Annotated in this window: 13 protein-coding genes; 11 read left to right on the top strand and 2 right to left on the bottom strand. The window is 56.1% G+C overall.

Going from position 1 to position 14,059, the window contains the following annotated elements; genetic code table 11:
* Window positions 1-253: 253 nt before the first annotated feature.
* The 11 genes from exaC to BLR63_RS31390 all read left to right on the top strand — a co-directional run bounded on the left by exaC (window position 254) and on the right by BLR63_RS31390 (window position 11,925).
* Window positions 254-1,774, top strand: a complete 1,521-nt coding sequence (gene exaC / locus BLR63_RS26465) for an acetaldehyde dehydrogenase ExaC (RefSeq protein WP_010562440.1) — start codon at window positions 254-256, stop codon at window positions 1,772-1,774.
* 149 nt (window positions 1,775-1,923) lie between these two features.
* Window positions 1,924-3,357, top strand: a complete 1,434-nt coding sequence (gene eat / locus BLR63_RS26460; protein ID WP_010562439.1) for an ethanolamine permease — start codon at window positions 1,924-1,926, stop codon at window positions 3,355-3,357.
* A 52-nt stretch (window positions 3,358-3,409) separates the two neighbouring features.
* Window positions 3,410-4,804 carry an ethanolamine ammonia-lyase subunit EutB gene (locus BLR63_RS26455; protein ID WP_010562438.1) on the top strand — a complete coding sequence of 465 codons (1,395 nt, stop codon included), beginning with the start codon at window positions 3,410-3,412 and terminating at the stop codon, window positions 4,802-4,804.
* Complete coding sequence (gene eutC / locus BLR63_RS26450) at window positions 4,801-5,634, top strand: ethanolamine ammonia-lyase subunit EutC (protein WP_010562437.1); 834 nt, start codon at window positions 4,801-4,803, stop codon at window positions 5,632-5,634. Before BLR63_RS26455 ends, eutC begins: the two co-directional genes overlap by 4 nt.
* 92 nt (window positions 5,635-5,726) lie before the next feature.
* On the top strand, window positions 5,727-6,185 hold the full coding sequence (locus BLR63_RS26445; RefSeq protein ID WP_010562436.1) for a GNAT family N-acetyltransferase: 459 nt from the start codon (window positions 5,727-5,729) through the stop codon (window positions 6,183-6,185).
* Window positions 6,186-6,488: 303 nt separating this feature from the next.
* Entirely contained in the window at window positions 6,489-7,145 is a 657-nt protein-coding gene (locus BLR63_RS26440) for a DedA family protein (protein WP_010562435.1), read from the top strand.
* Between the two features lie 6 nt (window positions 7,146-7,151).
* Window positions 7,152-7,967 (top strand): M90 family metallopeptidase, encoded by an 816-nt coding sequence (locus tag BLR63_RS26435; RefSeq protein WP_010562434.1) that lies wholly within the window; start codon window positions 7,152-7,154, stop codon window positions 7,965-7,967.
* A gap of 108 nt (window positions 7,968-8,075) precedes the next feature.
* On the top strand, window positions 8,076-8,603 hold the full coding sequence (gene ppa, locus BLR63_RS26430; RefSeq protein ID WP_003219382.1) for an inorganic diphosphatase: 528 nt from the start codon (window positions 8,076-8,078) through the stop codon (window positions 8,601-8,603).
* A gap of 213 nt (window positions 8,604-8,816) precedes the next feature.
* Entirely contained in the window at window positions 8,817-9,587 is a 771-nt protein-coding gene (locus tag BLR63_RS26425; RefSeq protein WP_042946292.1) for a LexA family transcriptional regulator, read from the top strand.
* Window positions 9,588-9,958: 371 nt separating this feature from the next.
* The gene (locus BLR63_RS26415; RefSeq protein ID WP_042946344.1) at window positions 9,959-11,155 is read left to right on the top strand and encodes a tyrosine-type recombinase/integrase; all 1,197 of its coding nucleotides are present in this window, start codon (window positions 9,959-9,961) and stop codon (window positions 11,153-11,155) included.
* A gap of 29 nt (window positions 11,156-11,184) precedes the next feature.
* A complete protein-coding gene (locus BLR63_RS31390; protein ID WP_130926023.1) occupies window positions 11,185-11,925 on the top strand; it encodes a hypothetical protein in 741 nt (246 codons plus the stop codon).
* Window positions 11,926-12,031: 106 nt separating this feature from the next.
* Here the strand turns inward: BLR63_RS31390 and BLR63_RS26410 are convergent, their stop codons facing one another.
* Together BLR63_RS26410 and BLR63_RS26405 are read right to left on the bottom strand one after the other, a co-directional pair.
* Window positions 12,032-13,462 (bottom strand): YfjI family protein, encoded by a 1,431-nt coding sequence (locus BLR63_RS26410; protein ID WP_081480317.1) that lies wholly within the window; start codon window positions 13,460-13,462, stop codon window positions 12,032-12,034.
* On the bottom strand, window positions 13,455-13,736 hold the full coding sequence (locus BLR63_RS26405; RefSeq protein ID WP_081480316.1) for a helix-turn-helix transcriptional regulator: 282 nt from the start codon (window positions 13,734-13,736) through the stop codon (window positions 13,455-13,457). The genes BLR63_RS26410 and BLR63_RS26405 overlap by 8 nt, the downstream gene beginning before the upstream one ends.
* Window positions 13,737-14,059 lie beyond the last annotated feature (323 nt).

The raw sequence follows: 14,059 nt of genomic DNA, 5'->3' as shown, positions 1-14,059 counted from the left end.
CGTGAGAGCCCCCAGCATCCTCCACGCCCCCAGCCATTGCAATCCCGGGCGGCCCCGCCGGTCACAGGCTGTACCGTTTATGGCACAAACTGTCACCCGGACTGTACCGAGCGTGCCACAGCAACGCTTTGCAACAGACGCCATCCCCTTGATTTAACGGGCCCTCAAGGCAGTGGCCCGACCTTTGCTCTACGCTTTATCAAGCGCTAGTCGCGCTGCACTCCAATAAACATAAAAGCCAGGAGAATCCACCATGCGTTACGCACACCCCGGTACTGAAGGCGCGATCGTTTCGTTCAAGGCCAAGTACGGCAACTTCATTGGTGGCGAATTCGTTGCGCCGGTCGATGGCAACTACTTCACCAATACCTCGCCGGTCAACGGTAAGCCTATCGCCGAATTCCCGCGTTCCACTGCCAAAGACATCGACAAGGCGCTCGACGCCGCCCATGCCGCCGCTGACGCCTGGGGCAAGACCTCGGCCCAGGATCGCGCGCTGGTGCTGCTGAAAATCGCCGACCGCATCGAACAGAACCTCGAACTGCTGGCCGTCACCGAAACCTGGGACAACGGCAAGGCCGTGCGTGAAACCCTCAACGCCGACATCCCGCTGGCGGCCGACCACTTCCGCTACTTCGCCGGCTGCATCCGCGCCCAGGAAGGCAGCAGCGCCGAAATCAACGAACACACCGCGTCCTACCACTTCCACGAACCGCTGGGCGTGGTCGGCCAGATCATCCCGTGGAACTTCCCCCTGCTGATGGCCGCGTGGAAACTCGCCCCGGCCCTGGCCGCCGGCAACTGCGTGGTGCTCAAGCCCGCCGAGCAGACTCCGCTGGGCATCAACGTGCTGATGGAAGTGATCGGCGACCTGCTGCCGCCGGGCGTGCTGAACGTGGTGCACGGTTTCGGCAAAGAAGCCGGCGAAGCCCTGGCCACCAGCAAGCGCATCGCCAAGATCGCCTTCACCGGTTCCACCCCGGTGGGCGCGCACATCATGCATTGCGCCGCCGAGAACATCATTCCGTCGACCGTTGAGCTGGGCGGCAAGTCGCCGAACATCTTCTTCGCCGACATCATGAAAGCCGAACCGTCGTTCATCGAAAAGGCCGCCGAAGGCCTGGTACTGGCGTTCTTCAACCAGGGCGAAGTGTGCACCTGCCCATCCCGCGCACTGGTGCAGGAGTCGATCTACGACGACTTCATGAAAGTGGTGATGAAAAAGATCGAGTCGATCAAACGCGGCGACCCGCTGGACACCGACACCATGGTCGGCGCCCAGGCCTCCGAGCAGCAGTTCGACAAGATCCTGTCCTACCTGGAAATCGCCAAGGGCGAAGGCGCGCAACTGCTGACCGGCGGCAAGGTCGAGAAGCTCAGCGGCGACATGGCCGGCGGCTATTACATCCAGCCGACCCTGCTCAAGGGCACCAACGACATGCGCGTGTTCCAGGAAGAAATCTTCGGCCCGGTGGTGAGCATCACCACCTTCAAGGACGAAGCCGAAGCCCTGGCCATCGCCAACGACACCGAGTTCGGCCTGGGTGCCGGCGTATGGACCCGCGACATCAACCGCGCCTACCGCATGGGCCGCGCGATCAAGGCGGGCCGCGTGTGGACCAACTGCTACCACCTGTACCCGGCGCATGCCGCGTTTGGCGGTTACAAGAAGTCCGGCGTCGGTCGTGAAACCCACAAGATGATGTTGGATCACTACCAGCAGACCAAGAACCTGCTGGTGAGCTACGACATCAATCCATTGGGCTTCTTCTAACCCACAGGCAACCAACTCCTACATTTGAAATGCAATCAACTGTGGGAGGGGGCTTGCTCCCTCCCACACTTAGAGCTTCACAAGTACTTGCGATACGCATTCGGCACAAAGACGCCGATTAAAATAATAAGAATGAAAGGTACTTCCCCATGCCTAGCGAACCGACTGGATCCTCTGTCGACTTCGAAAAAGTCGATTCCCAATACTTCCAACAACGCGAACTGAAAAAAGGCGCCGCCGGCTGGGTCCTGCTGGTCGGACTCGGCGTTGCCTACGTGATCTCCGGCGACTACGCCGGCTGGAACTTCGGCCTGGCCCAGGGTGGCTGGGGCGGTATGTTCCTCGCCACCTTGTTGATGGCCACCATGTACCTGTGCATGTGCTTTTCCCTGGCCGAGCTGTCTTCGATGATCCCGACCGCCGGCGGCGGCTACGGCTTTGCCCGCAGTGCCTTCGGGCCTTGGGGCGGGTTTCTCACCGGCACCGCCATCCTGATCGAATACGCTATCGCCCCCGCCGCCATCGCAGTGTTTATCGGCGCCTATTGCGAGTCGCTGTTCGGCATTGGCGGCTGGATGATTTACCTGGCGTTCTACATCATCTTTATCGGCATCCATATTTTCGGTGTCGGTGAAGCCTTGAAGCTGATGTTCGTGATCACCGCCATCGCCGCGATTGCCCTGGGGGTATTCCTGGTGTCGATGGTGCCGCATTTCAACGTCGCCAACCTGTTGGATATACCGGTGACCGAGGCCAAGGGCGCCAGCACCTTCCTGCCATTCGGCTACGTCGGCGTGTGGGCCGCGATCCCTTATGCGATCTGGTTTTTCCTCGCCGTCGAAGGTGTGCCCCTGGCCGCCGAAGAAACCAAGAACCCCAAGCGCGACCTGCCCCGCGGCCTGATCGGCGCCATTGTGGTGCTGACCAGTTTTGCGCTGTTGATCCTGGTGATCGCCCCCGGCGGCGCGGGCACTTATGCGCTGATCAAGTCGGATAACCCGCTGGTGGAAGCCCTGGCGCTGTCCTATGGCGGCTCGACCTGGATGGGCAGCTTCGTCAATCTGGTCGGACTGGCGGGCCTGATCGCGAGCTTTTTCTCGATCATCTACGCCTATTCGCGGCAGATCTTTGCCTTGTCCCGCGCCGGCTACCTGCCGCGCAAACTGTCCCAGACCAACAAGAGCAAGGCGCCGGTACTGGCGCTGGTGATCCCCGGCATCATCGGTTTCGGCCTGTCGCTGACCGGCCAGGGCAATTTGCTGATTCTGGTGGCGGTGTTTGGCGCGACCATTTCCTACGTGCTGATGATGGCCGCCCACATCACCTTGCGCATCCGCCGCCCCAAAATGGACCGTCCATACCGCACACCGGGCGGCATCTTCACCTCCGGCGTGGCCTTGATATTGGCCTGCGTGGCCGTGGTGGCGGGCTTTCTGGTCGACCCACGGGTGGTGATTGGCGCCGCGATCATCTATGGAGTATTAATTGCTTACTTTGCTTTCTACAGCCGGCATCACTTGGTAGCAGGCACGCCCGAAGAAGAATTCGCGGCGATCCAGGCCGCAGAAGCCGCCTTGCACTGATAGCCGTAAACCTCGACGCGGGCGCCTGCCCGCGTCGTCAAGGAGACACTGTATGGCAAGCTTTTCCCACGCGGTGGGTGCACAAACCTACCGCTTCGACAGTCTCAAGGACGTAATGGCCAAGGCCAGCCCGGCGCGCTCCGGGGACTTTCTCGCCGGCGTCGCCGCGCAAAATGACGGCGAGCGGGTCGCGGCGCAAATGGCCTTGGCGAATATTCCGCTCAAGCACTTTCTGCAAGAAGCGCTGATCCCCTATGAAAGCGATGAAGTCACGCGGCTGATCCTCGACACCCACGATCGGCAGGCGTTTGCCCCGGTCAGCCACCTGACCGTCGGCGGCCTGCGCGACTGGCTGCTCAGCGACGCCGCCGATGAACAATCCCTACGCTCATTGGCGCCAGGACTGACACCGGAAATGGCCGCCGCTGTGTCCAAGATCATGCGCGTGCAGGACTTGGTGCTGGTGGCGCAGAAGATCCGCGTGGTCACCCAGTTCCGCGGCACCATGGGCCTGCGCGGGCGCTTGTCAACGCGCCTGCAACCCAACCACCCCACGGATGAACCGGCGGGCATCGCCGCCAGCATTCTCGATGGCCTGCTCTACGGCAACGGCGACGCCATGATCGGCATCAACCCGGCCACCGACAGCATTGCCTCGATCTGCGCCATGCTGGAAATGCTCGACGCCATCATCCAGCGCTACGAGATCCCGACCCAGGCCTGCGTGCTGACCCACGTCACCACGTCCATCGAAGCCATCAACCGTGGCGTGCCGCTGGACCTGGTGTTTCAGTCGATCGCCGGCACCGAGGCCGCCAACGCCAGCTTCGGCATCAGCCTGAGCGTGCTGCAGGAAGGTTACGAAGCGGGCTTGAGCCTAAACCGTGGCACCCTGGGCCAGAACCTGATGTATTTCGAAACCGGCCAGGGCAGCGCCTTGTCGGCCAACGCGCACTTTGGCGTCGACCAGCAAACCTGCGAAACCCGCGCCTACGCGGTGGCCCGGCACTTCAAACCGTTCCTGGTGAACACCGTGGTCGGCTTTATCGGCCCCGAATACCTGTACAACGGCAAGCAGATCATCCGCGCCGGCCTTGAAGACCACTTCTGCGGCAAGCTGCTGGGCGTGCCGATGGGATGCGACATCTGCTACACCAACCACGCCGAAGCCGACCAGGACGACATGGACACCCTGTTGACCCTGCTGGGGGTGGCAGGGATCAATTTCATCATGGGCATCCCAGGCTCCGACGACATCATGCTCAACTACCAGACCACCTCGTTCCACGACGCCCTGTACGCCCGGCAAACATTGGGTTTAAAACCGGCGCCGGAGTTTGAACAGTGGCTGGCGAAAATGGGCATCTTCACGCAAGCCGACGGCAAGGTGCATTTCGGCAACAGCCTGCCCCCGGCGTTTCGCCACGCCTTGGCGCAATTGGGATGAAGGAGCCGACCGTGCAACCAGAACTTCCTGACAACCCGTGGCTGCAATTGCGCCGCCTCACCCCAGCGCGCATTGCCCTCGGTCGCACCGGCACAAGCATCCCCACCAGTGCGCAACTGGACTTCCAGTTCGCCCACGCCCAGGCGCGGGACGCGGTGCACTTGCCCTTCGACCACGCCGGCCTCGGCAGCCAACTGGCCGAGCGCGGACGTGACAGCCTGTTGCTGCACAGCGCCGCCAACGACCGGCACAGCTACCTGCAACGCCCGGACCTGGGGCGGCGCTTGAGTGATGAATCGGCCCAGCGTCTTCGTGACTACGCCGTGGCCAACCCCGGCGGCGTGGACCTGGCGGTGGTGGTGGCCGACGGTCTGTCGGCGCTGGCGGTGCATAAACATACCTTGCCGTTTCTGACGCGCATGGAGGAACAGACCCACGCCGAAAGGTGGTCCTTGTCGCCGGTGATTCTGGTGGAACAGGGCCGTGTGGCGGTGGCCGATGAGATCGGTCAATTGCTGGGCGCGAAGATGGTGGTGATCCTGATCGGCGAGCGGCCGGGGCTCAGTTCGCCGGACAGCCTGGGGCTGTATTTCACCTATAACCCCAAGGTCGGCCTGACCGATGCCTACCGCAACTGCATCTCCAACGTGCGGTTGGAAGGCTTGAGTTATGGCATGGCGGCCCATCGCCTGCTGTACTTGATGCGAGAGGCGTGTCGCCGGCAGCTGTCGGGGGTCAATCTGAAGGACGAGGCCGAGGTTCAAACGATTGAATCCGACGACCCCGACTTGATGAAGGGCAATTTCCTACTCAGCTCGCCCAAGGACTGATCCCTGCACGATTGCGCTTTTTCGTGTCTTTAGGCAGCATCGAGTCACGGCCGCTCGCGTGGTCATACACCATCTGGAAGTTGAGGCCTGGCATGCGGATCACTCAAGCGACCCTGGAACACCTGGACCTGTTGACCCCCCTGTTCGTCAAATACCGCGAGTTCTATGGGGCCCTGCCCTTCCCCGACTCATCGCGGGCCTTCCTGGAAAAGCGCCTGCGCCGCAAGGAGTCGGTGATCTACCTGGCCCTGCCCGACGACGACGACAAAAAACTGCTTGGGTTCTGTCAGCTGTACCCGAGCTTTTCCTCGCTGTCGCTCAAACGGGTGTGGATTCTCAACGACATCTATGTCGCCGAAGATGCCCGCCGGCAGTTGGTGGCGGATAACTTGATCCGCACGGCGAAGAAAATGGCCAAGGACACCCACGCGGTGCGGCTACGGGTATCGACCAGCAGTAACAACCAAGTGGCCCAGAAGACCTACGAGTCGATCGGCTTTCGCGAGGACACCGAGTTCAAGAACTACACCTTGCCGATCAGCGAAGACTGACCTGCAGACACCATAAATCCCCCTGTTGGAGGGGGCTTGCTCCCGATGGCGGTGCGTCAGTCGGACTATTTATAACTGACACTGTGCTATCGGGAGCAAGCGCCCTCGCACAGTCAGGTTTGTAGCACCCGGGAGATGGGTACCACGACATTCCTCGCTACAAAACCCACACGTTTTTCACTTCTCAATCCGTATAATGCGGACCTTTCAGGGTTGTAAGAAATGCGGCATACACTGTGTAGCCTTATTACCCGAGCCTCCGCACAGGCCCGCTGAGCCGGGCCATTCACACAGGTGCCATCCATGGATTTCAACCCGCTTGACCTTATCCTGCATCTCGACGTGTACCTCGACCTGCTGGTAACCAATTATGGTCTGTGGATCTACGCCATTCTGTTTCTGGTGATTTTTTGCGAAACCGGCCTGGTGGTCATGCCGTTCCTGCCCGGTGATTCGTTGCTGTTCATCGCCGGTGCGGTGGCCGCCGGCGGCGGCATGGACCCGGTATTGCTCGCGGGCCTGTTGATGTTGGCGGCGATCCTCGGCGACAGCACCAACTACGTGATCGGACGAACCGCCGGGGAACGCTTGTTCAGCAACCCGAACTCGAAAATATTCCGCCGCGACTACCTGCAAAAAACCCACGATTTCTATGACAAGCACGGCGGCAAAACCGTAACCCTGGCGCGCTTCTTGCCGATCCTGCGCACCTTTGCACCGTTCGTCGCCGGTATCGCCAAAATGCCGTACCCACGGTTCTTCGGCTTCAGCGTGCTGGGTACCGTCTTCTGGGTGGGCGGCCTGGTGACCTTGGGCTACTTCTTCGGCAACGTACCGTTCATCAAGAAAAACCTGTCGCTGCTGGTCGTGTTCATCATCTTGCTGTCCCTGGTGCCGATGATCATCAGCGTGTTCCGCAGCCGTTTTGGCCGCGCATCCTCCGAAGCCAAGCCGCAGTAACCTGCGATGTGGTCCCTCAGCGCCTGGCGTCGCCGGCGCCTGCTGGCCAAGCACCCGATTGCCGACGACACCTGGCAGCGGGTGCGTCACCACCTGACCTTTCTCGACGGCATCAGCGCCGAGCAGGACCAGTGGCTGCGTGAAGCCTGCGTGATCTTCCTCGCCGAAAAACACCTCACCGCCCTGCCCGGCGTCGAACTGCACCAGGAGCAACGCCTGCTCCTGGCCGCCCAGGCGCAACTGCCGCTGATGAACCTCGGCGACCTCGACTGGTACCAGGGTTTCCACGAAATCGTGCTGTACCCCGACGACTTCCTGAGCCCCCAGCGCCATCGCGATGCCAGCGGCGTCGAGCATGAGTGGGAGGGCGAGCACAGTGGCGAAGCCTGGCAACAGGGCCCGATCATCCTCGCCTGGCCCGGCGTAATGGCCAGCGGCCACTGGGAAGGCTACAACCTGGTGATCCACGAGCTGGCCCACAAACTCGACATGCTCAACGGCAGCGCCAACGGCCTGCCGCCGTTGCATCACGACATGCATGTGCAGGAATGGGCCAGCGTGATGCAAGGCGCGTTTGACGACCTCAATCGCAAGCTCGACGCCCACCCCCATGCCAAGACCGCCATTGACCCCTATGCCGCCGAAAACCCGGCCGAATTCTTTGCCGTCACCAGCGAATATTTTTTCAGCGCCCCGGATTTACTGATGGAAAGTTATCCACAGGTCTACGCGCAACTCAGCCATTTTTACCGCCAGGACCCTCTGGCCCGCCTCACCCAGCTGCAAGCGCACGACCCGCGTTATCAGCCGCAAGGCGAATGACCGTACGACGTCTGACGCATGGCATCGGCGTCAGAATATGCCTATAATCGCCGCCACTTTTAGGCCAATCCGGCCATGTCATATGGCCAACTACGGGGGCAACGCCCAATGAGCTACAGCAAGATTCCGGCTGGCAAAGACCTGCCGAACGACATCTACGTCGCCATCGAGATTCCGGCCAACCACGCGCCGATCAAATACGAAATCGACAAAGACAGCGACTGCCTGTTCGTTGACCGGTTCATGGCCACCCCGATGTTCTACCCGGCCAACTACGGTTTCATCCCCAACACCCTGGCCGACGACGGTGACCCCCTCGACGTGCTGGTCGTGACCCCTTACCCAGTGACGCCTGGCTCGGTGATCCGCGCCCGTCCAGTCGGCATCCTGAACATGACCGACGACGGCGGCGGCGATGCCAAAGTGATCGCGGTCCCCCACGACAAGCTGTCCCAGCTGTACGTGGACGTGAAGGAATACACCGACCTGCCGCCACTGCTGCTGGAACAGATCAAACACTTCTTCGAGAACTACAAAGACCTCGAAAAAGGCAAATGGGTGAAGATCGACGGTTGGGGCAACGCAGACGCCGCCCGTGCCGAGATCCTGAAGTCGGTCGCTGCCTACAAAGGCTGATACCGATTCCTCATTGCCCCGGCAATTAAAAAAGCCCCGAATAATCGGGGCTTTTTTGTGGAAAAAAATCAACGCCAAGTTCAATATTTTATAAACGTCGTTTAATTTAACTGCCAATAAGTAGGGCCAGGCTACAACTAAGCAAAAACCTACACGCACAACTCAACGCATAGTTTATTTGATCTGTTTTACCCGCCAGTAAGCTCTGCGTTTATGAATACATCAGGTGATCGCTTAAAAGCGCTACTACGGGAAGTTCATCTTTCCGCCTCCGACTTCGCCAAGAACCGCGGTGTCACGCCTCAACACGTGAACAACTGGTTCAAGCGCGGTGTACCCATGGGCCGACTCAACGAGATCGCAGAACTGCTGTGCGTCTCAAGCCGTTGGCTGCGCACTGGCGAAGGCCCCAAACACCCACCGGCCAACTTCCTGCTGGAAGGCCCGGACACCAGGAAAGGACTCCCTGCCCGCGAAGACACAGGCAAATACCTCACAGGCCCCGTCTGCCCCCCGGAAAAACTCGACGTGGAGATCCCTCTCCACTCCACCTTCACCTCCATTGAATGCATCCGCATCTCCCTGAACGCCCTCGAAACCCTCAACGTCAACCCCGACCGCGCGGTAGGCGCCTACATGGTCGACAACAGCATGACCGACATCATCCAACAAGGCGCCACCCTCGCCATCGACGGAGGCCGCACCCAAATCGTCGACGGCGAAATCTACGCCGTCGAACACGACGGCATGCTGCGCATCAAATACCTCTACAACCGGCCAGGTGGCGGCTTGCGCATGCGCAGCCACAATGCCAGCGAACACCCGGACGAATACCTGACCTATGAGCAACGGTTCGAACAGAACTTCCTGATCGTGGGGTGGGTATTCTGGTGGTCCACACTGAACAACCGTCGACCGGTACCGCTGGATGAGCACCTGTTGGGCTGGGAAGGCTCTAAATCCGATCCCGAGGTGGGCATTTGAAGTGAATGTGCGTATCATCCGCCGCACATTTGGCAAGGGGGTAGCTTTGCGCTATCCACCCTGTCCGGCGATGCGGAAAAACACCCGCAGATGCCCCGACTATTCAGCCCGACGCAACGTGGGCTGAGCGATTTGAAGGCTGGTGAGGCTTGTCAAAAACAAGCTGAGGCAGTCCCCGAGAAGCCGGCCACAAGCCGGCTTTTTAATTGTCCGAAATAATCCTACCCCATCCAAGAATCTTACTGATAGCGTAGCTATTCCGGGAGTTTCAAGCATTCCCCTGTCCGATGGCGTTCAAAGCCATTCGACCTCATCCGACGATGAAGTGGGGGGACAGGTGGGGGGACAAAACGGGCGACAGGGGAAATCCAATGGGTAAACTGAATCCGAAACAAGTCGAAAATCTGACCGAACCCGGCACCTATGAAGATGGTGATGGGCTTCGCTTGGTCGTCAAATCTACCGGGCGTAAATCCTGGCTGCTTCGCTTCCAGCTGGCGGGCCGTCGCAGAGAGATGGGCCTAGGCTCATTCCCTGAGGTGAGTCTCAAGAAAGCCAGACAAGACGCCAGCGCTAAACGCAGCCAACTAAGTGATGGCATTGATCCCCTGATAGCCAGAGATATAGAGCGCGCCGCTCAACGGGAAGCCCAGCGTGCAAGTGAAGCCAAGCAACTAAAATTCGAGACGCTCGCAAAGCAATACCGTGATGCTCACGGCGCGGCGTGGTCGGAAAAGTGGCGTAAAGGGTGGCTGCGGAAGCTGGAGCTGTATGCGTTTGATCACATAGGCAAGCTTTCAGCCGAAGACATAGGTACTCCCGAAGTACTTAAGATATTGCAACCCATCTGGGCCACCAAGACCAGAACGGCTGACGAGGTACGTGGACAAATAGAACAAGTCCTGGACGCAGCCAAGGCACGTAACCTGCGACAAGGTGAGAACCCTGCTCGCTGGCGCGGGCACTTAGACAATCTGTTGAGCCGCTCTGAAAAGAGGAAGGCTCGGAAGCGTGAGCACTTCGAAGCAATGCGCTGGCAGGAAGTGCCGGAACTGATGGTAAAGCTTAGGGTAAACGCCACACCTCCGTCTTGGGCCGCTCAACTGCTGATCATGACCAGCGCACGCGCCCACATGATTAGGTTCGCTCGTTGGGATGAGTTTGATTTGGAAGCATGCACTTGGTCACTGCCAGATGAGCGAATGAAGATGCGAGTAGCTTTCGTAATCCCGCTTGCCGAAGAAGTGGTAAAGCTTGTGAAGAGTATTCTGCGAGACGAAGGAAGTCCCTTTCTGTTCCCAGGCCAAGGCAAGACAGGGGTGATGCATGCAAATGCTATCAGAACCCTCCTGCACGACATGGGGTACGAGCACATCACTCGCCATGGCTTTCGATCTTCATTTCGTGATTGGGCTGGCGAATGCACACACTACCCACGTGAAGTCTGTGAAATGGCGCTGGCTCACGATGAGAGGGATCAAACAGAAGGGGCTTACTCGCGTTCAGACTTTCTAGAAAAACGCCGTGCTCTAATGGCGGACTGGGCTGTTTTTTTATCCTTACCATAGCCTACAATTCATAAATGAGCCTCCACACAATGAAAGACAATAAAACTCTCACCGAACTTCTAAATTCTCTATATTCGAAAAATAAACCTTTAAAGAAAAAAAGTAAAAATCTTCTCCCTCACCCAATAGAGGCAAAAGAAGAAAAACTAAACAACTTACTAAATCACACACACCTAATACTCAGAGCGACCCTGAAAAAAAACTGGCCAAAGGAATTAAACAGCCACATAGACCAGAGCATATCAAGGTTTTTAGAAACCCCAAAAATCACATGGAAGGACATTCTAAGCTGCTGGACAAACACATACGACGAAGAAAAAAGAAGCAAAATTAAATTGTATTTTTTCTACGCAAAAGTTTATTATCTAAGCGCAAAACTACAAGTAGAACAAAATAATACAGAGAAAGCATTTATCTATATATCGCATGCATCCTACTTACTAGGATTCCTTGATGGTTACAAGAATCATATTGACGAAGAAAAGTTTAGGCGCGAACGCGCAACTGAAGGCGGAAACCGGAAGGAATCAAAAATATCAAAAATAAGAGATCACTTCTCTCTACTGCTGAAAAACCCACCGAAAAATGGATGGGGCACCGAATCTGAAACCATTGAAGCAATTTATACCAGCATGAAATTTCAAAGTTACCTCTCAGAAATCCAAGCACAAGAAACGATTAAAGACCTAAAGAACTTCATAACCGAAGAGCTCATTCACAACACCTGCAATCAGGAAACATACAAGGCACTACGTAAAAAGCGACGCTAAATTAGGGGCATATAAAAAAGCCAGAGTACTACGACCCTGGCCTTATAAATTTTATTTGAAAAATACAGTCTCAAAGCTTTCTCGGCAGAAGAGAAAAGACCACTAGCTAAAATAAGTACCCCCTCCTTGAAAAATCCACCACCAACGTACTTCCTTGTTCAGAATAAGAAATTTCGCCTAGAGAAATAAGCTCGTCCAGCGCTGCATCAAGACGTATCTTACTTCTCAATCTTCGCGGCCCATACTGAAGAATACTATTCTTCCTCACATTTTCAAAGCCATCCTCACGATATTTGTCAAACCACGCGCGCAATTCATAAACATCTAAATCTATTTCCCTCGGAGGGACAAATAACCGATAAAACTCATCGGAACACCAAAGACAAAAGTCGATTGCGAAATTCAACGTCTCAATCGATATATCACTATCAAACCCCTCAAAGACATGTAACAACGCCGCTACCCGTGCAATATTATCCGCCAATTTTGAGGCATGATCCCCCGCGGCATAAAATCTGCCACCTTCCCTGATCTCTGACTCGATATCATTAAACACCTGAAGCCATCTCTCGCAAGCCGCAGGAGCAAATGAAATTATCTTACGTTTTTGATTAGGGGAATGCAAAAGCCCTAAATTATAAGAAAGTAATTCCTTTAATCGACCTGCATAATTGTTAATATGATCCCATGAAATTGTTGCACCGCTCAAAACCCTTGTCCCCTGAGTTGACTCAGGAAAACACACCAAAAAGCGCGCCCACAGCCCAGACCCACGAGACTTCTCACCATGGGAATCAATATACGACTTAAAAGCGCTAGGCTGCGTCATAAATGAAACAGTCAATCTAGCCCCATGAAGCTCATAGCTTTCCGCCGTTTTACGATCCACCACCACTGGATCACCGCTCCACATTGCGTTCTGCTTAGATAAATCGTTAAACGCCCGCCCCTTCAAACCACCTTCACTTGAAATAATACCTGCCGTTGGAATGTTTTGATAAAGCCCGCAAAACAGCGCCTCCGAAGTTGAGTCCTCATAAATCATTTTGCACTGCCTTGGTCTAACCGGACGAACCAAAGCATTCGCTATTAACTCTTGCTCAACTAGCTCAGTACACTCACCTCTACTTGATGCCTTTTCAACTCGTTTTAACAGCTCTTTGTTTTTAGCGAGCCAAATCTTATCCCTCACTTCCCACTCTCCTAGCTGCGCCCTCCACACAACATCTTGTGTTTTTTGAAACTCACGAACAGGCTCTAAGAAAACGTTTTCTGAAGACGACTTACGCTCACCTGAACTAGCTATCGCCAGCATCAATAATGACAGCGGTACACACTGCCCAATAGGCTTGCGCACATCAAACCTCCCCTGAGCCGCTACTGAGATAGCAGTCAAAGCCCCAAAAAATATTAACGGCCTTGGAGACTGTATATTTCTTTCAACCTCGTCAATTGCTGAATTAAGGAGGGGAAACTGCAAACTTGCTGGAAACTTGCTATTAATTGGGGGAAGGCCTTTACCCTTTGACTCAAACATTTCGCCCCCCTCCGCCCCCTGGGACAACTGAAAGCCTCGATTCAATCCATCGGCATATATCAGACTCCAACCAACCAATTGCCCCCCTGCCAGTTACACTCGAAAGTCTTATTGGCAAAGGAAATTCCTGATCATGCCTTGGAGACCTGGGATTCATCCAATCATATATCGTAGAGCGCGCCACTCCCAAACGACCAATTACCTGCTTAATTCGCAGTACCGCCTCCCTCGCATCAGACGTAGCAATCGCTGTTCTTTCATCTTCCCTTTCCATTTCACCCTCTCGTTACGCTCTGAATACACAGGGGAAATGTTATTAGGCCGCGCTCACAACCGAACCGCCCGCGCTTATAAAATTTAATAAAATTGTTAGCGCCAATATTGACTTTTACGAAAACAACTTAAATAGACCCACAACCTACCGCAAAAGGCTCCACGTGGATGATTCCTGGGCGAGGATGCAGTGACCGGAAGTCAGCGAGAAATTTCCAAGCACACATCTTGACTTATCGTAATAACGATTTTTAGAAATCGTGAGTTTGGCGCATACATTGGTAAAATAGCGGCTATTTTGGCTACGGATAGCCAAAATAGCCG

This window comes from Pseudomonas extremaustralis (assembly GCF_900102035.1).
GTDB classification, from domain to species: Bacteria; Pseudomonadota; Gammaproteobacteria; order Pseudomonadales; family Pseudomonadaceae; genus Aquipseudomonas; species Aquipseudomonas extremaustralis.
This window is presented reverse-complemented; position numbering and strand designations above follow the sequence as displayed.

Excerpts from the sequence above, each read along its gene's own strand:
- BLR63_RS26440 (WP_010562435.1), top strand. The coding sequence starts at position 6,489 with ATGGATTTCAACCCGCTTGACCTTATCCTGCATCTCGACGTGTACCTC.
- BLR63_RS26410 (WP_081480317.1), bottom strand. The coding sequence starts at position 13,462 with ATGTTTGAGTCAAAGGGTAAAGGCCTTCCCCCAATTAATAGCAAGTTT.
- BLR63_RS31390 (WP_130926023.1), top strand. The coding sequence starts at position 11,185 with ATGAAAGACAATAAAACTCTCACCGAACTTCTAAATTCTCTATATTCG.
- eat (WP_010562439.1), top strand. The coding sequence starts at position 1,924 with ATGCCTAGCGAACCGACTGGATCCTCTGTCGACTTCGAAAAAGTCGAT.
- BLR63_RS26445 (WP_010562436.1), top strand. The coding sequence starts at position 5,727 with ATGCGGATCACTCAAGCGACCCTGGAACACCTGGACCTGTTGACCCCC.
- ppa (WP_003219382.1), top strand. The coding sequence starts at position 8,076 with ATGAGCTACAGCAAGATTCCGGCTGGCAAAGACCTGCCGAACGACATC.
- BLR63_RS26425 (WP_042946292.1), top strand. The coding sequence starts at position 8,817 with ATGAATACATCAGGTGATCGCTTAAAAGCGCTACTACGGGAAGTTCAT.
- exaC (WP_010562440.1), top strand. The coding sequence starts at position 254 with ATGCGTTACGCACACCCCGGTACTGAAGGCGCGATCGTTTCGTTCAAG.
- eutC (WP_010562437.1), top strand. The coding sequence starts at position 4,801 with ATGAAGGAGCCGACCGTGCAACCAGAACTTCCTGACAACCCGTGGCTG.
- BLR63_RS26405 (WP_081480316.1), bottom strand. The coding sequence starts at position 13,736 with ATGGAAAGGGAAGATGAAAGAACAGCGATTGCTACGTCTGATGCGAGG.
- BLR63_RS26435 (WP_010562434.1), top strand. The coding sequence starts at position 7,152 with ATGTGGTCCCTCAGCGCCTGGCGTCGCCGGCGCCTGCTGGCCAAGCAC.
- BLR63_RS26415 (WP_042946344.1), top strand. The coding sequence starts at position 9,959 with ATGGGTAAACTGAATCCGAAACAAGTCGAAAATCTGACCGAACCCGGC.
- BLR63_RS26455 (WP_010562438.1), top strand. The coding sequence starts at position 3,410 with ATGGCAAGCTTTTCCCACGCGGTGGGTGCACAAACCTACCGCTTCGAC.